The sequence below is a fragment of the Pseudomonas capsici genome (genome assembly GCF_017165765.1).
Lineage (GTDB): Bacteria > Pseudomonadota > Gammaproteobacteria > Pseudomonadales > Pseudomonadaceae > Aquipseudomonas > Aquipseudomonas capsici.
Window position 1 is genome coordinate 17,173 of the sequence record NZ_JAFGZD010000026.1, and the last position, 25,635, is coordinate 42,807.

Here is a 25,635-nt window from a genome sequence, read left to right on the forward strand (position 1 = left end):
TCCACCGTAGAGCACTCAGGCCGATCCCGCCAGGGCACTGGCCAGACTGGGTGCCAACGGCAATACCGGCAGCAGGGTTGCCTGATAGGCGTGATACAAATCCGGTTTGCCCGGCCAGATATCCGCACTGGGCACATTCTGCTCGTTGAGTTCGTGACGCCAGCTACCGTGTTCATGGTCGATGAACAGGGTTTCGTTGAACTCCCAGAAACAGCGATACCAGTCCTCGTACTGCTTTTCGCCTGTACGTTGCAACAGCGCAGCGGCTGCGGCTGCCGCTTCGCAATGGGTCCAGTGCAGACGATGACGTACTACCGGGCGATTCTCCCAGTCGAGGGTGTAGACGATGCCTGGAGCACCATCGACATCCCAGCCGTAGCGGCAGGCATTGGCAAACAACTGTCGGGCATCGTTCAAAAGCCACTCAGGCGTCGGGCGGCCTGCGCGCTTGAGTGCGGCCTCCAGATGCAACACCAGACGCGCCCACTCGAAGGCATGCCCCGGCGTGGTGCCGAAAGGCCGGAAACCGTCTGCGGGATTGTCGCGGTTGTAGTCGGGCAACGGCTGCCAGGACTGGCTGAAATGCTCGACGACCTGGAAATCATTGGCCGCTGCATGCCCATGGATGATCCGCTCGACGATACTCAGCGCCCGGTCAAGCCATCGCGCGTCGCCGGTGACATCCGCCAGAGCCAGGAAGGCCTCGGTGCTGTGCATGTTGCTGTTGGCACCACGATAGGCTTCTTCGCCCTGCCAGTCCCGGGCGAAGGATTCGCGCATGGCGCCCTCTTCTTCGCTCCAGAAACGGGTCTCGATGATCTGTATCGCATCGGACAGCAGCGCCTGGGCACCCTCGCGCCCGGCCACCACCGCCGAGCTGGCAGCCAGGGCGACAAAGGCATGCAGATAGGCCTGTTTGTCGGTCTTGCCACCCTCCTGCAAGGCAGCACTGAACCAGCCACCGTGCTCGGCATCGCGCAACGGACCGCTGAGGGCCGCAATACCGTGGTCCACCAGCGCGGCGCAACCGGGAATGCCCTGGGCGTGGGCCATGGCGAAACTGTGGGTCATGCGGGCGGTGTTCATGGTCTGGGCCGTGGCACCGACCATGAGACGGCCATAACCGTCGAGACTGCCGAAGCCGTTTTCCAGCTTCGAGGCCTTGGCGAAAGTCAGCAGGCGCACGCCTTCCTGCGCAAGCCATTGATGATGACGTTGCGAAAGCAGCCAACTGCTGAAGTTGTAGTTGTTATTGTCCATGACGCGATGCCGCCTCCAACGATAAGAAATTTACCGGTGGTCTTTCCGACCGTGGGCAATCATGCGCGCCACGGCCGGTCAGCGGCAAGCGAACCTGTAAAGGTTCTGCTTCAGACCTTGAAGTTGGACACAACCTGATTCAGGTCGGCAGCCAGGCGCGACAGCTCATGGCTGGAGGCGCTGATCTGGTTTGCGCCCTGGGTGGACTGCATGGACAGGTCGCGGATGTTGACGATATTGCGATCCACTTCACGTGCCACTTGTGCCTGTTCCTCGGCGGCGCTGGCGATGACCAGGTTACGCTCGGAAATCTGATTGATGGACGAAGTGATTTCGCTCAGGGACTCACCCGCTCCCTGGGCAAGCGACAAGGTGGAATCGGCCCGGTCGCGACTGGTCATCATCGACTCAAGCGCCTGGGCCGAACCATTACGCATGGCACTGACCATGTTGTCGATTTCCAGAGTCGACTGCTGGGTACGATGGGCCAGTGCCCGTACCTCGTCGGCCACCACCGCAAAACCACGGCCCGACTCACCGGCACGCGCGGCTTCGATGGCAGCGTTGAGTGCCAGCAGGTTGGTCTGTTCGGCAATGGAACGAATGACATCCAGCACCTTGCCGATGTCCTGGGACTGATCGGCCAGGTTCTGAACCAGCGACGAAGTGGCCTGGACATTGGTGGCCAGAGTCTGGATCGACTGAACGGTTTCGATCACCCGCGCCTGACCGGCCTTGGCAGAGGCACTGGAATGGTTGGAAGCATCGGAGGTGGACACTGCGTTGCGCGCCACTTCTTCAACGGCCGAAGTCATCTCATTGACTGCCGTGGCCGCCTGATCGATCTCGGCGTTCTGTTGGTTCAGCCCGCGATAACTGTCTTCAGTGACCGAGTTGAGTTCAGTCGCAGCAGAGGCCAGTTGGGTAGCGGAGCTGCTGATATTGCGCATGGCGGTGCGCAGGTTGTCTTTCATCTGCTCCAGAGCACGCAACAGGCGAGTGACTTCGTCACTGCCATCTACCACGACGTCATGGGTCAAATCCCCCCTGGCCACATGCTCGGCGGCCGATACCGCGCTCTCCAGCGGCCTGACGATACTGCGGGTCAGCAACAGGGCCAGACCGATAGTGCCCAGTGCGGCCAGGATCACGAACGCAATCACGATATTGCGGGAATGGTCATACTGGATTTCGGCGGCCTTGCCTTCGGAATCCACCTTCTGGTTGTAGAACTCGGCCATGTCACTCAGTTGCTTGCCCGAGCCATCGACGATGGTTTTCATGTCCACCAGCAACAGCTTGTTCAAGCCGGCACTGTCACCCTGACCAGCCAGCACGAATGAACGCTCCAGGGCTTTCTGATATTCGCCCAGGCTGATACGGAATTGATCGGCAAGCGTCTTCTCTTCCGGGGTATCGACAAACTTGTCGAGAATTTCGAGTTTCTTGGCCAGATCCTGGTTACGCACGTCCATCTGGCTGCGATAGGTAGGAATATTCTTGGGATCCGTGTCCAGCGCCATGCGCAGGGAAATCGTGCGAATGCGCAGCATGATTTCGCGAATGTCGTTGACCACTCGCATGCTCGGCAACCAATTGGTTTCAACCGCGATTTCGCTTTGGCGAATCGCCGACATCTGTACAAGCGAGAACCAACCCAACAACGCAACCAACAGGGAAATCAGGGTAAAACCCAGGCCCGCACGGCGAGCGATAGTTAATGTGCGTAAGTTCATGGCGAGAGACTCTTATATTTGGAAGGCAGTTTTGCAACCGGTTGTCAGACAACCTCCTATCATATCGACGGCTAGCAAGGCTTCTTGAGAGCAGAACGGGATCATTTTTTCGAGAAGAGCAGCGTACTTTTGCGACAGGGCCTGTAATCAACAGGCCCCGCTCAAACAACTGTTTCAAACTTTATGCATTCACTTGCCCGCAACACGCTCGGCCGCCAGCTCGGCCAGAAGATTGCGTCTTGCAGTCGTGATAATGGCGACCGGATCCTTGGGCAGATCATGTTCGACGATATAGAGAGGTCTGTCGGTTCGCTCATAAGCCGGAATGATTTCCTTCCAGCTCAATAGCCCTTCGCCCAGAGGCGCGAAGTTCATTTCATCGTCTCGCACTCCAATGCCGGAGTTGTCCTTGGCATGAATGGCAAACAGTCGACCTGCGTATTGCCTGATGAAACGGGCTGGGTCGTGTCCGCCGCGATAAATCCAGGCCACATCGACTTCAAGCAACAGGTTCTCCGGCTTTGTAGAACTGACCAGCCACTCGAAAGCGGTCTTGCCCTGATACTTTTTCATTTCGAAGTCATGGTTATGGTAGGCCAGCTTCATGCCGTACTCCCGCAACCTGGCACCCAGACGATCAAGCTCAGCACCCAGCTTGCGCCAGCCTGCGGCATCGGTCGGACGGTCGGCCGGATCAAGCCAGGGCAGCACCAGCACCTTGTTGCCGATGGTCTGGTTAAAGGCAATGGTGGCCGGAAGATTGTTGCGCAGGGTCGCCAGTTGTTCGTGGGAAGAGACGACGTTCAACTGATACTTGTCCAGCAGGAACTTGAGTTCATTGGCCGTAACGCCCTGATTGCCCACCACTTCAAGGGAGCGGAAACCCGCGCTTTTTGCCATGGCCAGTTGTTGCTCGAGCGTACCGGCATTGCGCAACGTATACATTTGCAGGGCAATCGGACTGGTTGCACTCGAAGGCGGCGCAGCCATTGCAGCAGCTCCTCCCGTTACAACTCCGATAAAGAGTGCAGACAGTACGGCAGACTTCATGAAACCCATGGCAACTTCCTTTGGTTATTGATTTATTCAGGACTTGGAAAACGTGATACCGGCCGGCCGCGCATCGCGAAAAGCCAGAAGAAAGACCAGCACGACACCCAGTGAAAAGGTCGCCGGGAATAACCAGATGCTGCGCCAGAGATGGCCTTCGGGGCCTGCGTAATAATCGGAGACATGCCCTGCGACCCAGAAACCGATCAGCATTCCCACGCCATAAGTGGCCAGGGTAATAAGTCCCTGGGCAGAACTTCTGAAACGCTCGGATGCTTTGGCGTCGGTATAGATCTGGCCCGACACAAAGAAGAAGTCATAACAGATGCCATGCAAGGCAATGCCCGCAAACAGCATGAAAGCCAGGTCGCCATTATTGCCGTAGGCGAACAGCAGATAACGCAAGGCCCAGGCCAGCATCCCGACCAGCAAGGCAATCTTGATACCGAAGCGATGAATGAAAAGCGGCAACAGCAGCATGAAAACCACTTCGGAAACCTGGCCCACCGCCATTTTTGCCGTGGGGTTGGCCACACCGATTTCTGCCAGAAACGAGTTGGCGTTCTGGTAATAGAAAGCCAGCGGAATGCAGATCAGAATCGAAGCGACAAAGAACACCAGATAACTGCGGTCCTTCAACAGCCCCAGGGCATCCAGCCCGAGCAGTTGCCTGAAGCTGTCCCGACCCGATGTGGATTTCTGCGACGGCGTACTCGGCAGGGTAAAGCTGTAAAGCCCCAGCGCCAGTGACGCCAGGGAAGACATCAGGAAAGTGCTGCGCAAGGCACCGGACGAGATTGCATCCTGAGAGTCCCAGGTGAAGACAAAACTGATCACTACCCCGGCCACGATCCAGCCGATGGTGCCCCAGACGCGGATGCGGGCGAACTCCAGGGCCGGGTCTTTCATCTGCCGGAACGCCACCGAGTTCACCAGCGCCAGAGTCGGCATATAGATGATCATGTAGGCCAGCAAATAGGGATAGAACTGACTGAAATCAGGCGCACGATACAACTGGTACAAAAGCACTGCGCCCAACAGGTGCAGCACGGCAAGAATGCGTTCGGCGTTGAAATAACGGTCGGCGATCAGGCCGATGACAAAGGGCGCGATAATCGCGCCCCATGATTGTGTAGAAAATGCCATGCCAACCTGACCGCCGCTGGCACCCAGGCTGGTGGAGAGAAAAGTCCCCAGGGTGACGAACCAGCCTCCCCAGATAAAGAATTGCAGGAACATCATGGCGCTCAGACGCGCAGTCATAGGGGTCATAACAGTCACCGTTTTATTTTTATAGCGGTAAACAGCAGTGGGTTCAGGTGTCGGACTCAGGCGTCGGGCAACCCCAGCAATCGGCGGTTGGATCGCTCATCGGCTGCCACACTGGCGAAATCGTCGAAAGCCTTCCGGGTCCTGGTAATCATGTGTTGCCGGATAAACGCCGCGCCTTCGGCCGCGCCCTGCGCGGAGTCCTTCAGGCAGCATTCCCACTCCAGCACCGCCCAACCGGCAAAGTCGTATTGCGCCAGTTTGCTGAAGATGGATTTGAAATCGATCTGGCCATCACCCAGGGAACGAAAACGACCGGGACGTTCGACCCAGCCCTGATACCCGCCGTAGACCCCGGCTCGGGCATCGGGACGGAACTCCGCATCCTTGACGTGAAACATGCGAATGCGCTCGTGATAACGGTCGATAAAACCCAGGTAATCCATTTGCTGAAGCAGCAGATGACTCGGGTCATACAGAATCGTGGCCCGTGGATGGTGATCGACGGCCTGGAGAAAACGCTCGAAACTGGCGCCATCGTGCAGGTCTTCGCCGGGATGAATCTCGTAGCACAGGTCGACGCCCGCCTCATCGAAGCAATCGAGGATCGGCAACCAGCGTTTTGCCAGTTCGGCAAAACCCTGCTCCACCAGCCCCGCAGGCCTTTGCGGCCATGGATAGACATAAGGCCACAGCAACGCGCCGGAAAAGGTCGCATGCGCCGTCAGCCCCAGACGCTGGCTGGCCCGTGCAGCCAGCTTCAACTGATCGATGGCCCATTCGGTACGCGCCTGCGGCTGACCGCGCAGATGAGCCGGCGCGAAGTCGTCGAACAGCGTGTCGAACGCCGGGTGCACCGCCACCAGCTGGCCTTGCAGATGCGTGGACAGTTCGCTGATCTCGACCCCGGCCTCGGCGCAGACGGCTTTGAGTTCATCGCAATAGCTCTGACTTTCGGCGGCCCGGGCCAGATCGATGAACTGCGTGCCCAATGTCGGCAACTGAATGGCCTTGTACCCCTGGGATGCCGCCCAGCGAGCGATGTTGGGCAGAGTGTCGAACGGTGTTTCTGCAGACATGAACTGGGCGAGGAAAATGCCCGGCCCGCGCAAACCGTTGGAAGTCTGGCTCATGAGTGTTCTCCCTGAATGCAGACCAGATCGGTCCACCTGGCATCGCGATGGCTGGCGATCACGGTTTCGATAAAGGCCATGCCGCGTAGTCCGACATCGATGCCGGGGACACCCTCGGCATCGCTGCCGGTGATGTCGCCACGAATGGCGCTGGCGAAATCGCCGTAGAGGTTGGCCATCGCTTCGAGATAGCCTTCGGGATGCCCGGCGGGCAAACGCATGCGCCGGCTGGCGGCATCACACAGCCAGGGCTGGCCGACACCCGAACGCAAGATGCGCAGAGGCTGGTCGAGAGAACGGTGGATAAGGCTGGCGGGATCTTCCTGACGCCACTCCAGGCCACCTCTACTGCCATAGAGACGAATCTTGAGGGGGTTCTCCTCTCCGGCACAGACCTGGCTGGCAATCAGCACACCACTGGCACCTTCAGCCATCCTGAACAGCATCGAGGCATCATCGTCCAGTTGCCGGCCTTCGATATGTACACCCAGCATCGCGCACAGTTGCACAATCGGCTGACCGGCGACGAACTCTGCCAGGGAAAACGCATGGGTGCCTATATCGCCAATGCAACCGCCCACTCCCGACTGCTCGGGTCGCCCCCGCCAGTCGGCCTGCTTGTTGCCCTGCCCCGCGACATCCTGACTGAGCCAGCCCTGGGGGTACTCGACAATCACCTTGCGAAGTTCGCCGATCACGCCACTGCGTACCATCTCCCGGGCCTGCCAGACCATCGGATAACCCAGATAGGTATGGGCCAGGCCATAAAGGCGGTTGCTGCGATCTACCACGTTCTTCAAATCCAGCAGCTCGGCCAGATTCAATGCGGCGGGCTTTTCGCTGAACACATGAAAGCCCGCGCTCAGCGCCTGGCTGGCAATGGGTGCATGCAGATGATTGGGAGTGACGATCACCAGCAACTCCATGCGCTGGTCTGCCGGTAACGCGCGCTCGGCTTCGAGCATGTGCTGCCAATCGTCATAGCAGCGTGACTCTGGCAAACCCAGTACCAGGCCTGTATTGCGGTTGTTCCGGGCATTGCGGCTGAACGCGCCGCACACCAGCTCATAGCGTCCATCAAGCCCGGCGGCCTGGCGGTGAGCCTTGGCAATGAACGCGCCCTCACCTCCGCCGACAAAGCCCATTCTTATTTTTGGAATTGCTGCATTCATCACGAAATCTTCTCTGGTCGAAGCAAGGTCAGGCTCAGGTTTTACTGACATGTAACCGGTTACATCGTGACGAGAACTTATCCCCTCCCATCTCGGGTGTCAAACTCCGGATCAGGGTTATGGAAGATTTCTGCACACGCTCAACCTGCGGTAAGCTCGCAGACCGCACAGCCCGAAACGAGGTGGTTTTGTCCAATATCCGTGAAGTAGCCCGACTGGCAGGGGTTTCGGTAGCCACCGTGTCGCGAACGCTCAAATCCCCCGAGCGCGTACTCCCCGAGACCCGCGACAAGGTCAATGCCGCCGTGGAACAGGCCGGTTATCGTCCCAACCTCATGGCGGTACAGTTTCGCTCCCGCAAGACCGCCAATCTGGTCATTCTGGTGCCGACCATCGCCAACACCTTCTTTGCCCGGGTGATCAGCGGCGCTCAGCAGGCCGCCCAGGCCGCCGGTTATCGACTGCTGCTGTGCGACACCCAGGGGCGCGAGGAAATAGAACGGACATTCGCCGAACTGGTGTATGCCCATCAGGCAGATGGCGTGATTCAACTGCGCGCCTACGACCCTTACGACACAGCCTGCTCCAGCGCCGACCTGCCCCCCATCGTCAACGCCTGCGAAGTGATCAGCAATGGCCGCCATCCGACCATCAGCCTGGATAACCATGCCGCGGCCAAAGCCATGACCGAACACCTGATCGGGCTGGGGCATCGCCGGATCGGCCTGATAAAAGGCCCCCGGAGCAGCCCGCTGACCCGCGACCGCGTAGCCGGATATCTTGATGCACTGCAGCAGGCCGACATCGAATTCGATCCCGCCCTTGTCTGCCACGGCAACTTCAGCCTGCAGGCCGGTTATGACGGCGCGAGCAACATTCTGGAACTCCCCGAACGGCCAACCGCACTCTTCTGCGAGAACGATGAAATGGCCATCGGCGCACTGAAACGCATCAAGGAACAAGGCCTGCGCGTGCCCGAAGACCTTTCACTGGTAGGCTTCGACGATATTCCACTGGCGGCCTACTGCGACCCGCCCCTGACCACCATCTCCCAGCCTGCCGAAGCATTCGGCCAGACAGCCGTCGAGATGCTGATCGCCCTGATCGAAAAGAAACCCATCGAACAGCGCCATATCGTGCTGCCGTTTGAAGTGACGTTGCGCAACAGTACTGCTGCGCCTGTTTTCAAGGGGCAGTGATAAAGGATCGCCCTCTTTCGGTCAGGCGATACATTTGTCTAGGGCTGCGCGGCGCACTCATGTCAGTCATCTCTACCAGCCCGGCCGCCAGAGCGGGGGCCAGATAATTTGTACGAAACGATTGACGATGATTGAGCCCTAAAAGCTCCATCAAACTTGCAGCACTCAGCTCGGGGTTACTCGTCATAAAGACTTCAAGCAGTCGTTTTACTTGTGCGGTTACTTGTGCGGTTACTTGTGCGGTCGCGTGTACGGAATTTGAGTCGGCTTGAGCGGCTTCATCCAGCGCCTGCTGCAACGCAACCAACATGAACTCGACAAAAGGTGTTGCTTCCGAAGCTCTGTCAGCAGCAGACAATGCGCTGTAGTAGTCTTCCTGCTGATCACGAATAACCGTTTCAACCGGCAGAAACGCCAACACCGGTCTCCACTGACTCAGCATCAGCGTTTGCCAGAGACGCCCCATTCGACCGTTACCGTCAGCAAACGGATGGATGAATTCAAACTCGTAATGAAAAACGCAACTGGCAATCAATGGATGCAGATCAGATGTTCTTGCCCACTCCAGCAAATCACCCATCAAGGGCAAAACCCGACTGGCGGGTGGTGCCATATGCATAAGCTGATCGCCACGATAGATACCGACACCACCCGATCTGAAATGACCTGCATCATCGATCAAGCCATGCATCAATGTGCGGTGCCCTTGCAAAAGATTCTCAAGCGAACCAGCACTCCAGCGCGGCATGGCCTCATAAGCAGCAAAAGCATTACGCACTTCCTGAATCTCGCGAGGCAATCCCAGCACTCGCCGCCCCTCAAGCACCGCCGTAACCTGCTCCAGGCTCAGGGTGTTGTTTTCAATGGCCAGCGACGCCTGAATCGTACGAATCCGGTTCCCGCGCCTGAGCATGGGAGTCTGGCTGGTTTCATCCATGGCGGACAAGCGCCCGACCCTCTCGCTGATGTTCGCGACCAGAGTCAACATACGTGGAGTCAAGGTCAGAGGGGGTTGGTACATCCTCATTACGCAGCCTTTACATGCTCAGTGACACGAAGGCATCAGATGACCTCCGCAATTGCAAACGCCGTCACCTTAGGGAAGTTCGATGACAGGCGTCAACAACAGCATTTACCGCCCCGCCAGCTCCCAGACCAGCGCCAGATCACGCGCCCGGTCATGCAGCAGGCTCGCTGCATTGCGGCAGGCTTCGTCCAGGGTCATTGGCCCGCTGGCAAGGGCGAACGCGGCGCTGATGCCGTGTTCGTAGAGGCGCTCATAACCCTCGCCCAGAGTACCGGCCAGAACTATGACGGGCACATGATGGCGGGCGGCGACTCTGGCGACACCAAAGGGCGTCTTGCCGCGCAAGGTCTGGGCATCGAAGCGTCCTTCCCCGGTAATCACAAGGTCCGCACCCTGCAACGCCTGTTCAAGCCCGGTGAGATCGGCCACCACTTCCACACCCGCCCTGAAGGAGGCCTTGAGATAGGCCTTGGCCGCAAAGCCCATACCGCCCGCTGCACCGCTGCCGGGGCTGTCACGCAGATCCTGACCGATCGCAGGCACGGACAGATCGGCGAAATGCCCGAGGGCGGCATCCAGCGCCAGCACCTGCTCAGGAGATGCACCTTTCTGCGGGCCGAAAATATGCGACGCACCGTTCGGGCCGCACAAGGGATTGTCTACATCGGCAGCAATTTCAAAGCGGATATCGGACAGACGCGGATCAAACCCGCTCAGATCGACACGAGCCAGTTGCGCCAGTGCCAGACCACCCGGCACCAACGGCTGGTCATTGGCATCGAGAAAACGTGCGCCGAGCGCCGCCAGCATGCCGGTGCCGGCATCGTTGGTCGCGCTGCCGCCAATGGCCAGGATCACCCGTTGCGCTCCGGCATCCAGTGCCTCGGCAATCAACTGGCCCGTGCCGTAAGTGGTGGTGATGCAAGCGTTGCGTTGTTCGAGAGTCAGTAATTGCAGGCCGCTGGCCATGGCCATTTCGATAATCGCGGTGCGACTGTGGGGCAACCAGCCCCAGTGGGCCTGAACCGGGTTTTGCAGTGGGCCGCAGACTTCGGCGCTCATCAATTGCCCGTTACAGGCAGCCAATACGGCTTCGATGGTGCCTTCGCCACCGTCGGCCATCGGGCACTGGATCAGTTCGGCAGTCGGCCAGACGTCGGCAAGGCCGCTGGCAATGGCAGTAGCGACAGCCTGAGCGCTGAGACTGTCCTTGAATGAGTCGGGTGCGATGACGATTTTCATTGTTGTTCTCCATATCCGATGCAGGGATGTTCTCACCCCGTCATGGATTTTCCGCCTGACCTTCGCACAATGAATCTCAAAGGTTATCGGTCATTTGAACAAAACTTCGTCCTCAGCCAGACCTCGGCGTCATCTGCACACCCAGATACAAACGCAGCAAGTCATCGGTCTTGTAAGGATCACATCCCGTCAGCTCGGCGATCTTTTCCAGCCTGTAGCGCAGGCTGTTGCGATGGATGCCCAAAGCTTCGGCGCACGCCTGGCTTTCGCCGCTGTATTCGAACCAGCTGCACAGGGTTTCCAGCAACTGGCCATGATTGTGCAAACGGCCAATCGGTTCGGCTACCTCCTGTGCGAGCCAGTCGTGACGATGACGCCAGAACAGCACCGGCAGACGATAAGCCGACAGACGCAACAGGCGCTGGTCGGGCCGCGACTGGCTGGCGTAATCCAGCAGGTCCTGCGCTGCGCTGCAGGCATTGCGCAAAGCGGGCAGATCCGCCGATTGTTCGGCGGTGGCCATGCGTAACACCGGCCAGCCATGCTCGTCGAACTGCTTGAGCAGTAAGGCATCGTCCCGATCCTTGCCCTGTGCCCGACACCAGTACAGCAAGGTAGGTTCGCGCATCACGCACCAGCTGTCGGCATAACGCCCATTGAGCCAGGCAACCAACTGGCTGGCCGTGGACGCCGGCTCGGACAGGCGGATCAGAACCGCCTGTCGTGGCAACTGGGGTTGCAGTCCCAGTTGTCGTGCTTCATCCACCAGGCTTTCCGGACAGTCCTGCAACAGCAGGCGGGCCAGCAGGTCTTCACTGCGCTGCAAGCGCCATTGTCGATCGGCCTGCTGACGACGATGTTCCATCAGCATTTCGGCGGTCATGCGCACCAGTTCGCCGTAGACACGCACCTCGTCCGGCTCACCGGTAATGCCCAGTACGCCCACCAGCTTGTGGTCAAGCATCAGCGGCAGGTTCACGCCGGGTTTGACGCCCCCCAGATGCAGCGCGGCCTGGGAGTCGATCTCCACCACCCGGCTGTTGGCCAGGACCAGTTGCGCCCCTTCATGCCGGGTACACAGACGCTCGGGATCGCCACTGCCGATGATGATGCCCAGGTAGTCCATGACATTGACGTTGTAGGGAAGGATCGCCATGGCCCGATCGACAATGTCCTGAGCCAGCACTCGATCAAGAGCGAACATGAAAAAGACCCTGCCAGGAAGATTTGGAATGGATGGCCATGGGATACATTTTTGGGTTTATCGAGCTCTGGAGTGTGCCTGCAAGTCTGAGGATTGTCTGTAGCCGGGTCTGTGCACTACAGCGGCACCAGGCGTTCGCGACTGTTGCTCAGGTGGGTCCACATTGCAGCCCTTGCGGCATCGGGGTCTTTGCGACGAATGGCGCTGAGCAGGGCTTCATGTTCGAGGTTGGCCAGATAGCCGTGGGGAGCCATGCTGGCTCCGGCACGCTCGCTCGATTCGATGCGTGTGCGAGGAATGATCGCGCTGCCCAGGTGCTGCATGATTTCAATGAAATACGGGTTGCCTGTCGCTTCGGCGATCAGCATGTGAAAGCGCTTGTCGGCTTCCACGCAACTGTCTTCATTGGCCAGCAGGTCCTGATAGTCATCCAGCGCCTGACGCATCGCCGCCAGTTGCTCATCGGTGCGACGCAGCGCAGCCAGGGCCACGGCCTGGGTTTCCAGGCCGATGCGCAGCTCGAGGATGTCCCGCACCCTGGAAACCGTTTCGACCTTGAGCCGCAGCCCGGTCTGGTCGCTGCGCTCCAGCACGAAAGTACCGACGCCATGGTGAGTCACGACCAGCCCCGACGCCTGCAATTTGGAAATCGCTTCGCGCACCACAGTGCGGCTGACACCGTGCTCACGAACGATCTCGTTTTCGGACGGCAGCTTCTGGCCGGGAGCAATCTTGCCCAGCAGGATCCGCTGGCTGAGCTCGGTGACCAGATCGGTGGCCAGACTGTGCTGACGACGTTTTGAAGAGGCGATGCTGGGTTCTTGCATGGCGGTCATGTCCTGCTGGCTTCTGACCTTCTCACTTGTCTGAAACAACGAGCGCAAGGTCGACGATGGGCTGGATCATAACACTGGACAGCCTCCGGGAGGCCCACTCGCCAAGGAGTTTGCACTTGTCTAACTTGTCAGACAAGTGATCAGAAAATCAAAATAATGCCCCTTTCGCCCGCAGATATTTTTTCAAGACCCGCCTGCCTGTTTTTCATCACCGGCAGCCTTCTCGCCGCTCCTTGAATTCCGCCAAAAAATCATTAAACCCATTAAAAACAGGATAAAAACAGCAAAAAAACCAAATAACCCTCCAAGCCATACTCTTCTGAAAAAAACAGAAAACGCCCGATAACAAGCGACAAGGGGGACTTGCGCAGCAAACTTTTACTTGTATGATGACCGACAATGCAAGGGACACATCTTGCACATACCCGCATAAAAACAACGAGTGGGAGATTCAACCTTGAGCACGTCCAATCCCGGGATAGCTGATCACAAGGACCCGATCCTGAGTTCGGCCATATCCAAAGTAAAACGCCACGTTCTACCGCTTTTCGTCATCATGTTCATCGTGAACTACATCGACCGGGTAAACATCGGCTTCGTGCGTTCGCACATGGAGCACGACCTGGGCATCGGTGCTGCGGCCTATGGCCTGGGTGCCGGCCTGTTCTTCATCGGTTATGCACTGTTCGAAGTACCCTCCAACCTGCTGCTGCAAAAAGTCGGCGCCCGAATCTGGCTGACACGCATCATGTTCACCTGGGGCATCGTCGCCTCCTGCATGGCATTCATCCAGAACGAAACCCACTTCTACATCCTGCGCTTTTTGCTGGGCGTGGCCGAAGCCGGTTTCTTCCCTGGCGTGATCTACTACTTCACCCGCTGGCTGCCCGGAGCCGAACGTGGCAAGGCGATTGCCATCTTCCTCAGCGGCTCGGCCATTGCCTCGCTGATTGCCGGTCCGCTGTCAGGCCTGTTGCTGCAGATCAGTGGCCTGGGCATGAAAGGCTGGCAGTGGATGTACTTCATCGAAGGCATGTTCTCGGTGGGACTGTGCTTCTTTGTCTGGTTCTGGCTGGACTCCAAACCTCACGATGCCAAGTGGCTGACCCGCGAGGAACAGGACGCCCTGGTCAAGGCCATCGACGACGAGCAACTGGCCCGCGAAGCGGCAACTCCCATCAAACCGTCACTGGGCAAGCTGCTCAAGGACAGCCAGATCATTCTGTTCTGCCTGATCTACTTCTTCATCCAGTTGACCATTTATGCCGCGACCTTCTGGCTGCCCAGCATCATCAAGAAAATGGGTGACCTGAACGACATTCAGGTGGGCTTCTTCAACTCGATCCCCTGGCTGCTGTCGATCATCGGCATGTACGCCTTCGCTTCGCTGTCGGCCAAATGGAAATTCCAGCAGGCCTGGGTCGCCACTGCCCTGCTGATCGCCGCCGCCGGCATGTTCCTGTCCACCACCGGCAGCCCGATCTTTGCCTTTGTCGCCATCTGCTTCGCCGCGCTGGGCTTCAAGTCGGCATCGTCACTGTTCTGGCCCATCCCGCAGGCCTATCTGGATGCACGGATCTCCGCAGCCGTGATCGCATTGATCAACTCGGTGGGCAACCTGGGCGGTTTTGTCGCGCCGACCACCTTCGGCATTCTCGAACAGAACACCGGCTCGATTCAGGGCGGGCTCTACGGCCTGACCGCAACGTCGCTGATTGCCGCCGTCATCGTCTTTGCCGCCCGCAACAAGCCCAAGCCTGGCGCCACCCCGGTTGCCGCCGTACAGACATCGGCCAGTCATTGATCACTCACGGACTCGCCTTTAAAAGGATCAGACCATGAACACTCCAAACAAGACCCCTGTCATCACCAGCCTGCAGGTCGTGCCGGTGGCAGGCCACGATGACATGCTGCTCAATCTCAGCGGCGCGCATGGACCTTACTTCACCCGCAACATCGTGATTCTCAAGGACAACGCCGGTAATACCGGCGTGGGTGAAGTCCCTGGCGGCGAGCGCATTCGTCAGACCCTGGAAGATGCCCGCTCCCTTGTCGTCGGCAGCAGCATCGGCACTTATCAGAAGATCCTCAACGACGTGCGCCAGGCATTCGCCGAGCGCGATGCTGGAGGTCGCGGTCAGCAGACATTCGATCTGCGCATCACCATTCACGCAGTCACTGCACTGGAAGCCGCACTGCTGGACTTGCTCGGCCAGCACCTTGAAGTGCCCGTAGCCGCACTGCTGGGCGAAGGCCAGCAACGCGACTCGGTGGAAATGCTCGGTTATCTGTTCTATGTCGGCGACCAGCATCAGACCAACCTGCCCTACCGCAGCGAAGCGGATGCCGATAACGACTGGTTCCGGGTCCGCCATGAAAAGGCACTGACGCCCGAGGCCGTGGTTCGCCTGGCAGAAGCGGCTCACAGCCGCTATGGCTTCCAGGACTTCAAGCTCAAGGGCGGCGTATTGCGCGGCGACGAAGAAATCGAAGCGGTGACCGCACTGGCCGAACGCTTCCCCGATGCACGCATCACCCTGGACCCGAACGGCGCCTGGTCATTGAAAGAAGCCATCCGCCTGTGCCGCGACCAGCATCATGTACTGGCCTATGCCGAAGACCCGTGCGGTGCGGAAAACGGTTTCTCCGGTCGCGAAGTCATGGCCGAGTTCCGCCGCGCCACCGGCCTGAAAACCGCCACCAACATGATCGCCACGGACTGGCGTGAAATGGGTCATGCAATCCAGTTGCAGTCCGTGGACATTCCGCTGGCCGACCCACACTTCTGGACCATGCAGGGCTCGGTACGGGTTGCCCAGATGTGCAACGAATGGGGCCTGACCTGGGGCTCGCACTCCAATAACCATTTCGATATTTCCCTGGCGATGTTCACCCACGTAGCCGCTGCGGCACCGGGCGATATCACCGCCATCGACACCCACTGGATCTGGCAGGACGGCCAGCGTCTGACCAAGGAGCCCCTGCGGATCATCGGTGGCCATGTGCAAGTCCCGAAAAAACCGGGACTGGGTATCGAACTGGACGTGGATCAGCTCAACAAGGCCCACGAACTGTACAAAGGCATGGGCCTGGGCGCCCGCAACGATGCGGTAGCCATGCAGTTCCTGATTCCGAACTGGGAGTTCAACAACAAGCAGCCTTGCCTGGTGCGCTGATTCCTCCCTTTCACCGACACACTTGCCTTTCCCCCTGGCAACCGGCGCGTAACCCCCTTACGCGCCGTTTTTTACCCTGCGCATGACGTGCTATGGTGTGCACAACATTTGCCGCGGCTGAACGTCATGTTGCATATCGCCCGCACTCACCCGCGCCTGGGCCTGGCCACCTTGATGGGCCTGGCTGGCGGCATCGCTTCCACCTTCCTTTATAAAGACGCCTCCTTTACCAGCAATTGCCTGACCGGCTGGAACCTCGGCGTGTGGCTTTACCTGATCCTGATCTTTACCCGCACCCTGCGCAGCAATGCCGAAGACGTCAAGAGAGTCGCCTTGATCGAGGATGAAAATGCCGGTGTGGTCCTGATGACCGTGAGCATCGCGGCGCTGGCCAGCCTCGCGGCAATCTTTCTCGAACTGGCCGGCAACAAGGACATGGTCGCCAACGAGCGCATGCTGCATTACGCCTTTACCGGCCTGACCATTGCAGGTTCCTGGCTGATGATCGGGGTAGTCTTCAGCCTGCATTACGCCCGCCTGTTCTATACATGGAAAGGCAAGGAGCCGGCCTTGCGCTTTGCCGATGGCGAAACCCGGCCCGACTACTGGGACTTCCTGTATTTTTCCTTCACCTTGAGCGTCGCCGTACAAACCTCGGACGTAGGCGTGGCCAGCCGGAACATGCGCCGGATCGTCCTGGCCCAGAGCCTGATCGGCTTTGTGTTCAATACCGCGATCCTGGGGTTTTCCATCAACATCGCTGCCAGCCTGTTTGGCTGACAACCTGAAAAACCAGGCCACTGGAGCCCTCGAATGACCAAAACAAGCATTGCAGTGATCGATGACTGGCAAGACGTCGCCAGCGACGTTGTTGACTGGTCCGTGCTGGCCCCCATCGGCGAAGTCAGTTTTCTTCATGAATTCCCGGCCGATACCGCAACCCTGGTGCAGCGCCTGCAAGGTTTCGAGGTCATTTGCGTGATGCGCGAACGCACCCTGTTCGATGAAGCCCTGCTGAGTCAGCTCCCCCGCCTCAAGCTGCTGGTGACCGGCGGCATGCGCAACGCCGCCATCGATATCAAAGCCGCGAAGCGGCTGGGGATCGAGGTCTGTGGCACCGAGAGCTACAAGCATGCCGCACCGGAACTGACCTGGGCGCTGATCATGGGGATCACCCGCAACCTGGTTGCGGAAGCCAACTCATTGCGCGACGGGAAATGGCAAGTCGGCCTGGGCAGCGATCTGCATGGCAAGACCCTGGGAATTCTGGGGCTGGGCAGTATCGGCAAATGGATTGCCCGTTACGGGCAGGCGTTCGGCATGAAAGTCATTGCCTGGAGCCAGAACCTGACAGCCGAAGCAGCGGCCGAGTCAGGGGTAACCTATGTCAGCAAGCAGGAATTGTTCGAGCAGGCCGACGTCCTGTCGGTCCATCTGGTGCTCAGCGACCGCAGCCGCGGACTGGTGGATGCACAGGCTCTGGGCTGGATGAAACCGAGTGCCTATATCATCAACTCGTCCCGGGGGCCGATCATCGATGAGGCAGCGCTGATTGCAACCTTGCAACAACGCAAAATTGCCGGTGCGGCGCTGGATGTCTTCGATATCGAGCCATTGCCGACCGAACATCCGTTCCGCAGTCTGGACAATGTATTGGCGACCCCGCATATCGGCTATGTCACCGAAAACAACTACCGGACCTTCTTCAGCCAGATGATCGAAGATATCCAGGCCTGGCATGCGGGAGCGCCGATTCGCGTGTTTGCCTGATCGGCAAGAAGGTCTTCGCGAGCCGCCTCGCGAAGACCTCATGACTTACAGGGTGTAGGAGAAGCCCACCTGAACGGTGCGAGGCGCGCCCGGGTAAGCAAAGGCATTGCCCCATGCGCCTTCTTCAAACTCCTTGTCGAAGAGGTTTTTCACATCGAGGTTGAGCTTCAAGTGCTCGTTGACCTTGTAGTAGGACAACAGATCGAAAACCGTGTAGCTGTCCATGTCGAACGAATCGTTGACCGTTCTCCCCTCACGCTGCGCCACATAACGACCACCCGCACCGACGCCCAGGCCTCTCAGGACGCCGTCCTGAAATTCGTAGACATTCAACAGGCTGACGCTCTGCTCCGGGATATTCGCCAGGCGAGTACCTTTTCTCAGCGAGTTGTCCTTGGTGACTTCAGCGTCCACATAGGCATAGTTACCCATCAGGCGCCATTCGGGAGTCAGGTTGCCGACCACGTTGAGGTCGAAGCCACGGCTACGCACCTCACCCGCTGCCACACTGAAGGTCGGGTCGACCGGATCGCTGGTCAGGACGTTTTTCTTGTCGATCTGATAGACAGCCGCATCGACATTCAACTGACGATCAAGGGCCTGCCACTTCACGCCGACTTCATAGGACTTGCCTTCTTCGGCCTTGAAACCACCGCCCAGACGGCTCGCCCCGGTGTTTGGCTTGAAGGAGCGCGCCGTGTTGGCGTAGACCGCAACCGTGTCGGTCAGGTCGTAGACCAGGCCCAGACGTGGAGTGACGGCGTTGTCAGCCTTGGTGAAATCTTCGGTGTTGGAAATGTACGAGTCGTAGTCGTGCTCGAAACGCTCGAAACGGGCACCGGCCAGCAATTTCAGACGCTCGGTCAGGGCCACCTGATCCTGCAGGAACGCAGCGTAGGTCTTGAGGTTTTCCTTGTCATGGGTCGTGGTGCGGGTCAGCGCCGGACGCGGCTGGCCATAGACCGGATCGAAGATATCGATGGTGTAGGCGTTCGCACCTGCCGCGGAGCGTTGGATGATCGACTTGTAGTCGTAATCCTCATATTCCACCCCCGCCAGCAAAGTGTGCTCGAAGCCACCGGCCGTGAAGTTACCGGTCACATTGAGCTGCCAGTCGCGGTCGGTCCATTCCAGCTTGCGGTAGTTGTAGTTGCGTCCCAGCGTGCGGCCATCGGGGTTGATTCCATTGGCTTCGACCGCATCGCCCTGCATGGTGCCGTCGAGCAGCTGGAAGCCGCCGCCCAGCTTCCAGTTGTCGTTGAGGTCATGCTCGAAACGTAACTGCGCCATGCTGGTGTCGGTGTGTAGCTTGCCCGCATCCTTTTCGCCGAAGAACGAGTCACGGGAAGCCGTGCGCGGCTGATTGGTGTAGCGGGTCAGGCCACGGTCGAGGGGCGCATTGTTGCGCATGAAATCACCCTCGAAAATGATGCGGGTCGCGTCGTTGACCTGCCAGCTCAAGACCGGCGCAATGCCGTAGCGCTCGGTTTCGACATGATCGCGGAAGGTGTCGCCACCCTCGCCCACCACGTTCAGACGATAGGCAAAGCGGCCTTCGTCATCCAGCGGACCGCTGGCATCCAGAGTGCCGCGCTTCATGCCCTGATCGTTGATCTGGCTGCCCAGGGTAACGGTTCTTTCTGCCAGCGGCTGCTTGGACACCACGTTGAACGTACCACCGGGATCGCCACGGCCATAGAGTGTGGTCGCCGGGCCGCGCAGGACTTCAAGACGTTCGATGGTGTTGGCATCGGGCATGCTCGGATAGCCGCGGTTGATCGGGAACCCGTTGCGGTAGAACTCGCCAGTGGTAAAGCCACGCACGGTGAAGGTCGTCAGGCCCTGAGCACCGAAATTGTTGGCACGCCCCACGCCACCGGCGTAGTCAAGCGCATCCTGCAGACGTACCGCGCCGATGTCTTCCACCGCTTCGCGGGTGACAACGCTGACCGACTGCGGGGTTTCATGCAAAGAAGTGTCAGTGCGAGTGGCACTGGCCGAACGGGTCGCACGATAGCCCTGTACCGGCCCTGTCGCCTGCTCGGTGTCGGCAGTGCTCTGGATGTCGATGTTCTGCAACTCGATCGACGCTTTATCGGCAGTAACGGAATCAGCCCATGCAGCCTGGCTGATCGCTTGGATGACACAAAGAGAAAGCAGTGTACGACGCATCAACGTGGATATCCCCAGATGAAAATACCGGGCCTTCATTGGACCTGGCAGGTTTTTTTGGCGCGAATAGTACAGATTCTCATTAGTACTTGATACAAATTGCTAATAAATAAAAATGGACATGGTCCGCCCTCTCACCAAAGCACCGAAAAAAAGGCAAACTGACGTCCTGCACAGCCTCATCAGGAGCCAGCCTAAATGCCACTTTCCCACCAGCCCGCTGCGGCCAACTGCGCTCTGCTGGTCATCGACATGCAATACGACTTCATGCCCGGCGGCCAACTGGCCGTCGCCGACGGCGATGCCGTGCTGCCCTTGGTCAACCGCCTGGGCGAACGCTTCACACAAGTGATCGTCACTCAGGACTGGCACCCGGCCGGCCACATCTCCTTTGCCTCCAGCCATCCGGGCCGCAAGCCTTTCGAGAGCATCCCCCTGCCCTACGGCCCTCAGACGCTGTGGCCGGATCACTGCATACAAGGCAGCACTGGCGCGCAATTGCATGCCGATCTGGATCTGCCCCATGCGCGCCTGATCCTTCGTAAAGGCTGCAATGCGCAGATCGACAGCTATTCCGCGTTTCTGGAAGCGGATCGCACCACCACGACCGGGCTGGCCGGCTACCTGAGAGAACGCGGCATCGACACGTTATTCGTGGTCGGTCTGGCACTGGATTTCTGCGTCTCGTGGTCGGCCCAGGACGCCCGCAAGGCCGGTTTCAATACCTACGTGATCGAAGATGCCTGCCGCGCCATCGATATGAACGGGTCACTGGAAAATGCCTGGCAGGCGATGCTCGCGAGTGGGGTAAAGCGGGTAAGGAGCGAGGACGTATTGACCCCATAAAAGCTTGCGCCTGAACAGTCGAACGAACGACCGCTGGTCCGTGTCTGAACCAACAGCCCACAGACGCAGGAAGTTGAGTTCCATGGACCAGACCCCAGACGGCAAGACCCCCGGCCTGTCAGCCGAAGAAGAACGCGAAATCGATGAAAACCAGCCGCCTCGTGCGGCTGTCCTGCATGAAACCATTCGTATCCAGGGCGACCATGAGCTGGAACGCAGTGCGGCGGCGCTGTGGTGGTCGGCGCTGGCGGCGGGCCTGACCATGGGGCTGTCGCTGATGGCCATGGGGCTGTTCAGGTCGCGTCTGGCAGATGTGGAAGCCAGTCATGTGATTGCCAGCCTCGGTTACTCGGCAGGTTTTCTGGCAGTAATCCTCGCTCGCCAGCAACTCTTCACGGAAAACACCCTCACCGCCGTATTGCCGGTCATGAGCAAGCTGACCCTTGGCAACGTCGCCAGGCTGCTGCGCCTGTGGACCATCGTTCTGCTGGGCAATCTGGCCGGCACCCTGCTGGTGGCCTATGTGATGCTGAACCTGCCGATCTTCGATGCCAAAACCGATCAGGCATTTCTGGAGATTGGTCGCAAGGTCATGGAAAACGACATCAATCACATGTTTTCCAAAGGCATTGTCTCCGGCTGGATGATTGCGACCATGGTCTGGATGATCGCCTCCATGGAGAACGCTAAGATAGCCATCATTGTCATGATCACTTATCTGATGGCGCTGGGTGATTTCACCCATATCGTGGTCGGCTCAGCCGAAGTGTCCTATCTGGTATTTGCAGGCGAAGTTGCCTGGCAAGATTTCTGGCTGGTCTTCGCCGGCCCTACCCTGGCCGGCAATATCATCGGCGGCAGTTTCATTTTCGGGCTGCTCAGCCATGCGCAGATCCGCAGTGAAAAGGACACCACGGCCAAATGGGAACGCGATCGCAAGAAACGCCATGCCGAAGCCCTGGCGCAAAAAGAACAGAAACAGGCTGAAAGTGCATAATCCGACAGCAGCGGATCAGGACAATAAAAACTTCTTAAACTTTTATTCAGCAAACACCCGGACATTAAAAGGCAAACTACGGTTTTCCCGTATTTATTCAGGCAAAGATCATGACCAGAATCCTGGCAATCGAAGACGATGCTGTCACCGCAAGGGAAATCGTTGCGGAGCTCAGCAGCCATGGCCTTGAAGTGGACTGGGTGGATAACGGTCGCGACGGCTTCGCCCGGGCCGCGAGCGGCGACTATGACCTCATCACGCTGGATCGAATGCTGCCGGAAATGGACGGTTTGAGTATCGTGACCAACCTGCGCGCCCAGGGGATTGCCACCCCGATCCTGATGATCAGCGCGCTGTCGGATGTGGACGAGCGTGTGCGTGGCCTGCGTGCCGGAGGCGATGACTATCTGCCAAAGCCTTTCGCTTCCGATGAGATGGCGGCACGGGTCGAAGTCCTGTTGCGCCGCAGCAATCCCGTGGCGGCAGCCAAGACCGTACTGCAGGTTGCCGATCTGGAACTGAATCTGATCAGCCGGGAAGCCTGCCGGGGCGGCAAGCCGCTCACCCTGCTACCCACCGAATACAAGCTGCTGGAATTTCTCATGCGCAACAGCGGGCAGATCATTACCCGGATGATGATTTTCCAGGAGGTCTGGGGCTATCACTTCGACCCGGGCACCAACCTGATCGATGTGCATATCGGACGTCTGCGCAAAAAGATCGACCCACCCGGCACCCCGCCGCTGATCCAGACCGTTCGGGGCTCCGGCTATGTTATTGCCGAACCCGTCTAAAGGCTGGCGTTCTTCAAGCAGCCGTCTGCTGGCGCTGTACAGTTTTCTGTTCGTGGCCTGGAGCGGCATTCTGCTGGGGGTGTTGTACTGGGAAGTCACGTCCTATCTTGGCAACCTTGCCCGCCATTCGCTGATGCAGCGTCAGCAACTGTTTTCCCGCTTCGAGGGCAACGCGCTGGTGGATGCACTGGCCACCAGCATGACGTTCGATATGCGCTCCGTCGATGCCTATGGTCTGTTCGATGCCAATCTGCAACCACTGGCCGGGCCGATCCGCCAGATCCCTTCCAGTCTGCCGCTCGACGGCCAGATTCATCAATTGAGCAATTGCATCGATTCAAACGATCCTGAACTGCCGAGCGACAGCTGCGACGCCATCGCCACCAAGACACCCGACGACCGCTGGCTGGTGCTGGTTCGCGACAATGGCTCGCTGTTCGCGGTCTCGACCCTGATCCTCAAGGCCCTGCTGTGGGGCATCTCCCTGACCATCATCCCCGGCATAGCCGGCTGGCATCTGCTGCGCCGCCGCCCCTTGCGCCGCATCCGCGCCATACAGGCCAGTGCGGAATCGATCATCGCCGGTGACATGTCGGGACGCCTGCCGGTGTCCAACAAGCGTGACGAGCTGGACATGCTGGCGGTGATCGTCAACGTCATGCTGGATCGCATCGAAAAACTGATGAACGAGGTCAAAGGTGTCTGCGACAACATCGCCCATGATTTGCGTACCCCGCTGACCCGTCTGCGTGCTCAGCTCTATCGCATCCAGCAGCAGTCGGCAGACGACTCACCTCAGGCGATGCAATTGGCCCAGGTCATTGCCGACGCCGACACGTTGATGGCCCGTTTTCGAGGACTTTTGCGTATTTCGGAAATCGAGGACCATCAGAGACGCTCGGCCTTCGTGAAACTGGATCTGCGCCCGCTCTTGCAGGAACTTCACGACTTTTACCTGCCACTTGCCGAAGAAGACGAAGTCCTGCTAATCCTGCAACTCAATGAGCCGTTACCGACGCTGGTCGGTGATCGCGCCTTGTTGTTTGAAGCCCTGGCCAATTTGCTGAGCAATGCAATCAAATTTACACCTGCGGGTGGCACAGTCCTGATCAGCGCCTATAGCAAAGGCAATGGCAACATCCCTTGCATCGAAGTTCAGGACTCGGGGCCCGGTATCCCGCCCTCTGAACGCGAAGCCGTTTTCCAGCGCTTCTATCGTTGCGAAGACGGCAACCAGCAAAGCGGTTTCGGCCTTGGCCTGTCGGTGGTTGCCGCCATTGTCAATCTACATGGCTTCAGTCTGCAGATCGGTACCAGTCAGTACGGAGGTGCCAGCATCGTACTGGAGTGCCAACCCGTGAATACCCTGGTATAAAGCAGGGTCTTCAAGCCTGAAAAACCCTGCCGTGCCTGCATTTTGACGAAGATAAAGGCTCTAGCCTGCGGCAAAGAGCACTTCGTTATAAATCTGTCACAAACAGGCAAGAGTCGATTTGTAACAATTCATTTCAAAAAGTGACTTTGTTGGACCGATTCAGCCAATACAAGTTCCACCCCTTTGACGAGTTTTTCACGCTCGATACGTTGCTTTTCACCGAATAATATCTCTTTGATATCACCCCCGCCTTCTGCCCCCGGAAACAGGGGACACCGCTCATCGGCATTTTTATGACGTCAGCTACTTGTCGCTCCGATGCCTCTGCGTTATCAATAGCCACCGTGATTCACGTTCTTCCCGCAGCACAACCATAACAATAAAGACTCAATGGATTTCGCCACTAACCAGGCGAGGCTTTGGCATGGCCGCGAAAGCAGAGAAAACCGTATCAATTAGTAGGATCGACTTAGCCTGGGAGGCTTATATTTATGGGCGCGCAATCAAAGATCATAAGCGTTGGCGAGTTCAAGCTTTACACTGAAACCTATTGGAAAAGCAGCTCTGCAAAGACCGTTCTGCTGATTAACGGGGCACTTTCCACTACCGGTTCCTTTGGCCAGACGGTCAAGTATTTACAACCGCACTACAACCTCGTGTTGTTCGATCTGCCTTTTGCCGGGCAATCGCGCACCCACAATCGCGACGATCTGATCGTGACCAAGGAAGATGAGGTCAAGATCCTTCTGCAGCTCATCGATCGCTTCCAGGTCAACTACCTGCTTTCGGTTTCCTGGGGCGGCGTATCGGCGCTGCTGGCACTGGCCGAATCGCCACCCACGGTAGAAAAAGCGCTCATTTCCTCTTTCTCTCCGGTGCTGAACGAGCCAATGCTCGACTACATCGACAAGGCGCAGATCTACCTGGCAGCTCGTGAAAAACGCAAGATCGGTTCCCTGCTCAACGACACCGTTGGCAAGTACCTGCCGCGTCTGTTCAAGCTGTACAACTACAAGCACCTGATCAGTCTTGCCGAGCACGAATACAAGCAGATCGACTTCCATATCAGCCAGATCCGCAAACTGAGCGCCAGCAACTATGTCGAGCGTTTTTCCTCGATCAAGATTCCGGTGCTGTTCGTCAATGGCGACAAGGACGAATACACCACGGTCGAAGATGCCCGCAGTTTTGCCGACTACATCGCCCAGAGCAGCTTCAAGGTAGTCCCCGATACCGGGCATTTCCTGGATCTGGAGAGCAAGGCAGCCTGGCTGGCGTCGCAGAAGAACGTGCTGGAGTTCTTCGGCACCGAGCAAGTCAGCAGCGAGCAAGTATGGCCTGACGCAACCGCGATTGCCTGACAGCACCCGTGAAACG

Annotated in this window: 21 protein-coding genes and 1 pseudogene; 10 read left to right on the forward strand and 12 right to left on the reverse strand. The window is 58.4% G+C overall.

What is annotated here, in order from left to right; genetic code table 11:
- Positions 1-15: 15 nt before the first annotated feature.
- The 7 genes and pseudogenes from JSY17_RS23410 to JSY17_RS23435 all read right to left on the reverse strand — a co-directional run bounded on the left by JSY17_RS23410 (position 16) and on the right by JSY17_RS23435 (position 7,620).
- Positions 16-1,260 (reverse strand): D-mannose isomerase, encoded by a 1,245-nt coding sequence (locus JSY17_RS23410; protein WP_200998104.1) that lies wholly within the window; start codon positions 1,258-1,260, stop codon positions 16-18.
- Between the two features lie 110 nt (positions 1,261-1,370).
- Complete coding sequence (locus tag JSY17_RS26190) at positions 1,371-2,234, reverse strand: methyl-accepting chemotaxis protein (RefSeq protein ID WP_404823067.1); 864 nt, start codon at positions 2,232-2,234, stop codon at positions 1,371-1,373.
- Positions 2,226-2,996: pseudogene (locus tag JSY17_RS26195) on the reverse strand (MCP four helix bundle domain-containing protein); the annotation flags it as partial. The pseudogene JSY17_RS26195 and the gene JSY17_RS26190, both read right to left, overlap by 9 nt.
- Positions 2,997-3,185: 189 nt before the next feature.
- Positions 3,186-4,055 carry a sugar phosphate isomerase/epimerase family protein gene (locus JSY17_RS23420; RefSeq protein WP_200977711.1) on the reverse strand — a complete coding sequence of 290 codons (870 nt, stop codon included), beginning with the start codon at positions 4,053-4,055 and terminating at the stop codon, positions 3,186-3,188.
- Between the two features lie 27 nt (positions 4,056-4,082).
- Positions 4,083-5,318 carry an MFS transporter gene (locus tag JSY17_RS23425; protein ID WP_117183481.1) on the reverse strand — a complete coding sequence of 412 codons (1,236 nt, stop codon included), beginning with the start codon at positions 5,316-5,318 and terminating at the stop codon, positions 4,083-4,085.
- 56 nt (positions 5,319-5,374) lie between these two features.
- Complete coding sequence (locus tag JSY17_RS23430) at positions 5,375-6,448, reverse strand: sugar phosphate isomerase/epimerase family protein (protein WP_206403133.1); 1,074 nt, start codon at positions 6,446-6,448, stop codon at positions 5,375-5,377.
- Entirely contained in the window at positions 6,445-7,620 is a 1,176-nt protein-coding gene (locus tag JSY17_RS23435; RefSeq protein ID WP_206403135.1) for a Gfo/Idh/MocA family protein, read from the reverse strand. The genes JSY17_RS23430 and JSY17_RS23435 overlap by 4 nt, the downstream gene beginning before the upstream one ends.
- 188 nt (positions 7,621-7,808) lie before the next feature.
- On the opposite strand from JSY17_RS23435, the gene JSY17_RS23440 reads away from it, so the two are divergent.
- Positions 7,809-8,819, forward strand: coding sequence for a LacI family DNA-binding transcriptional regulator (locus JSY17_RS23440; protein ID WP_206403137.1), 1,011 nt, complete (start codon positions 7,809-7,811; stop codon positions 8,817-8,819).
- Here JSY17_RS23440 and JSY17_RS23445 read toward each other — a convergent pair.
- From JSY17_RS23445 to JSY17_RS23460, 4 genes are all read right to left on the reverse strand, one after another.
- Entirely contained in the window at positions 8,806-9,846 is a 1,041-nt protein-coding gene (locus JSY17_RS23445; protein WP_206403138.1) for a Fic family protein, read from the reverse strand. The two genes, JSY17_RS23440 and JSY17_RS23445, sit on opposite strands and share 14 nt — an antisense overlap.
- Before the next feature lie 105 nt (positions 9,847-9,951).
- Positions 9,952-11,088, reverse strand: coding sequence for a glycerate kinase (locus JSY17_RS23450; RefSeq protein ID WP_206403140.1), 1,137 nt, complete (start codon positions 11,086-11,088; stop codon positions 9,952-9,954).
- Positions 11,089-11,200: 112 nt separating this feature from the next.
- Positions 11,201-12,292, reverse strand: a complete 1,092-nt coding sequence (locus JSY17_RS23455; protein ID WP_117183487.1) for a sugar diacid recognition domain-containing protein — start codon at positions 12,290-12,292, stop codon at positions 11,201-11,203.
- 116 nt (positions 12,293-12,408) lie between these two features.
- Positions 12,409-13,119, reverse strand: coding sequence for a FadR/GntR family transcriptional regulator (locus JSY17_RS23460; protein WP_117165010.1), 711 nt, complete (start codon positions 13,117-13,119; stop codon positions 12,409-12,411).
- A 487-nt stretch (positions 13,120-13,606) separates the two neighbouring features.
- On the opposite strand from JSY17_RS23460, the gene JSY17_RS23465 reads away from it, so the two are divergent.
- From JSY17_RS23465 to JSY17_RS23480, 4 genes are all read left to right on the forward strand, one after another.
- Positions 13,607-14,932, forward strand: a complete 1,326-nt coding sequence (locus JSY17_RS23465; protein ID WP_117183519.1) for an MFS transporter — start codon at positions 13,607-13,609, stop codon at positions 14,930-14,932.
- 34 nt (positions 14,933-14,966) lie between these two features.
- Complete coding sequence (gene gudD / locus JSY17_RS23470) at positions 14,967-16,304, forward strand: glucarate dehydratase (protein WP_025259614.1); 1,338 nt, start codon at positions 14,967-14,969, stop codon at positions 16,302-16,304.
- A 126-nt stretch (positions 16,305-16,430) separates the two neighbouring features.
- Complete coding sequence (locus JSY17_RS23475) at positions 16,431-17,084, forward strand: DUF1345 domain-containing protein (RefSeq protein ID WP_117183520.1); 654 nt, start codon at positions 16,431-16,433, stop codon at positions 17,082-17,084.
- A gap of 33 nt (positions 17,085-17,117) precedes the next feature.
- The gene (locus tag JSY17_RS23480; protein ID WP_206403142.1) at positions 17,118-18,074 is read left to right on the forward strand and encodes a D-2-hydroxyacid dehydrogenase family protein; all 957 of its coding nucleotides are present in this window, start codon (positions 17,118-17,120) and stop codon (positions 18,072-18,074) included.
- 45 nt (positions 18,075-18,119) lie between these two features.
- On the opposite strand, the gene JSY17_RS23485 is transcribed toward JSY17_RS23480, so the two are convergent.
- Positions 18,120-20,246, reverse strand: a complete 2,127-nt coding sequence (locus JSY17_RS23485; RefSeq protein WP_206403144.1) for a TonB-dependent siderophore receptor — start codon at positions 20,244-20,246, stop codon at positions 18,120-18,122.
- A 198-nt stretch (positions 20,247-20,444) separates the two neighbouring features.
- Between JSY17_RS23485 and pncA the strand changes: the two genes are divergently transcribed.
- The 5 genes from pncA (at position 20,445) to JSY17_RS23510 (ending at position 25,619) form a co-directional block, all read left to right on the forward strand.
- On the forward strand, positions 20,445-21,092 hold the full coding sequence (gene pncA, locus JSY17_RS23490; RefSeq protein WP_206403146.1) for a bifunctional nicotinamidase/pyrazinamidase: 648 nt from the start codon (positions 20,445-20,447) through the stop codon (positions 21,090-21,092).
- A gap of 82 nt (positions 21,093-21,174) precedes the next feature.
- Positions 21,175-22,089 (forward strand): formate/nitrite transporter family protein, encoded by a 915-nt coding sequence (locus JSY17_RS23495; RefSeq protein WP_117185766.1) that lies wholly within the window; start codon positions 21,175-21,177, stop codon positions 22,087-22,089.
- 110 nt (positions 22,090-22,199) lie between these two features.
- Entirely contained in the window at positions 22,200-22,883 is a 684-nt protein-coding gene (locus JSY17_RS23500) for a response regulator transcription factor (RefSeq protein WP_117165015.1), read from the forward strand.
- Positions 22,861-24,258 carry a sensor histidine kinase gene (locus JSY17_RS23505; protein WP_206403148.1) on the forward strand — a complete coding sequence of 466 codons (1,398 nt, stop codon included), beginning with the start codon at positions 22,861-22,863 and terminating at the stop codon, positions 24,256-24,258. The genes JSY17_RS23500 and JSY17_RS23505 overlap by 23 nt, the downstream gene beginning before the upstream one ends.
- A 491-nt stretch (positions 24,259-24,749) precedes the next feature.
- On the forward strand, positions 24,750-25,619 hold the full coding sequence (locus JSY17_RS23510; protein ID WP_117183493.1) for an alpha/beta fold hydrolase: 870 nt from the start codon (positions 24,750-24,752) through the stop codon (positions 25,617-25,619).
- Positions 25,620-25,635 lie beyond the last annotated feature (16 nt).

Excerpts from the sequence above, each read along its gene's own strand:
- JSY17_RS23410 (WP_200998104.1), bottom strand. The coding sequence starts at position 1,260 with ATGGACAATAACAACTACAACTTCAGCAGTTGGCTGCTTTCGCAACGT.
- JSY17_RS26190 (WP_404823067.1), bottom strand. The coding sequence starts at position 2,234 with ATGAAAGACAACCTGCGCACCGCCATGCGCAATATCAGCAGCTCCGCT.
- JSY17_RS23420 (WP_200977711.1), bottom strand. The coding sequence starts at position 4,055 with ATGGGTTTCATGAAGTCTGCCGTACTGTCTGCACTCTTTATCGGAGTT.
- JSY17_RS23425 (WP_117183481.1), bottom strand. The coding sequence starts at position 5,318 with ATGACCCCTATGACTGCGCGTCTGAGCGCCATGATGTTCCTGCAATTC.
- JSY17_RS23430 (WP_206403133.1), bottom strand. The coding sequence starts at position 6,448 with ATGAGCCAGACTTCCAACGGTTTGCGCGGGCCGGGCATTTTCCTCGCC.
- JSY17_RS23435 (WP_206403135.1), bottom strand. The coding sequence starts at position 7,620 with ATGAATGCAGCAATTCCAAAAATAAGAATGGGCTTTGTCGGCGGAGGT.
- JSY17_RS23445 (WP_206403138.1), bottom strand. The coding sequence starts at position 9,846 with ATGAGGATGTACCAACCCCCTCTGACCTTGACTCCACGTATGTTGACT.
- JSY17_RS23450 (WP_206403140.1), bottom strand. The coding sequence starts at position 11,088 with ATGAAAATCGTCATCGCACCCGACTCATTCAAGGACAGTCTCAGCGCT.
- JSY17_RS23455 (WP_117183487.1), bottom strand. The coding sequence starts at position 12,292 with ATGTTCGCTCTTGATCGAGTGCTGGCTCAGGACATTGTCGATCGGGCC.
- JSY17_RS23460 (WP_117165010.1), bottom strand. The coding sequence starts at position 13,119 with ATGCAAGAACCCAGCATCGCCTCTTCAAAACGTCGTCAGCACAGTCTG.
- gudD (WP_025259614.1), top strand. The coding sequence starts at position 14,967 with ATGAACACTCCAAACAAGACCCCTGTCATCACCAGCCTGCAGGTCGTG.
- JSY17_RS23475 (WP_117183520.1), top strand. The coding sequence starts at position 16,431 with ATGTTGCATATCGCCCGCACTCACCCGCGCCTGGGCCTGGCCACCTTG.
- JSY17_RS23480 (WP_206403142.1), top strand. The coding sequence starts at position 17,118 with ATGACCAAAACAAGCATTGCAGTGATCGATGACTGGCAAGACGTCGCC.
- JSY17_RS23485 (WP_206403144.1), bottom strand. The coding sequence starts at position 20,246 with ATGCGTCGTACACTGCTTTCTCTTTGTGTCATCCAAGCGATCAGCCAG.
- pncA (WP_206403146.1), top strand. The coding sequence starts at position 20,445 with ATGCCACTTTCCCACCAGCCCGCTGCGGCCAACTGCGCTCTGCTGGTC.
- JSY17_RS23495 (WP_117185766.1), top strand. The coding sequence starts at position 21,175 with ATGGACCAGACCCCAGACGGCAAGACCCCCGGCCTGTCAGCCGAAGAA.
- JSY17_RS23500 (WP_117165015.1), top strand. The coding sequence starts at position 22,200 with ATGACCAGAATCCTGGCAATCGAAGACGATGCTGTCACCGCAAGGGAA.
- JSY17_RS23505 (WP_206403148.1), top strand. The coding sequence starts at position 22,861 with ATGTTATTGCCGAACCCGTCTAAAGGCTGGCGTTCTTCAAGCAGCCGT.
- JSY17_RS23510 (WP_117183493.1), top strand. The coding sequence starts at position 24,750 with ATGGGCGCGCAATCAAAGATCATAAGCGTTGGCGAGTTCAAGCTTTAC.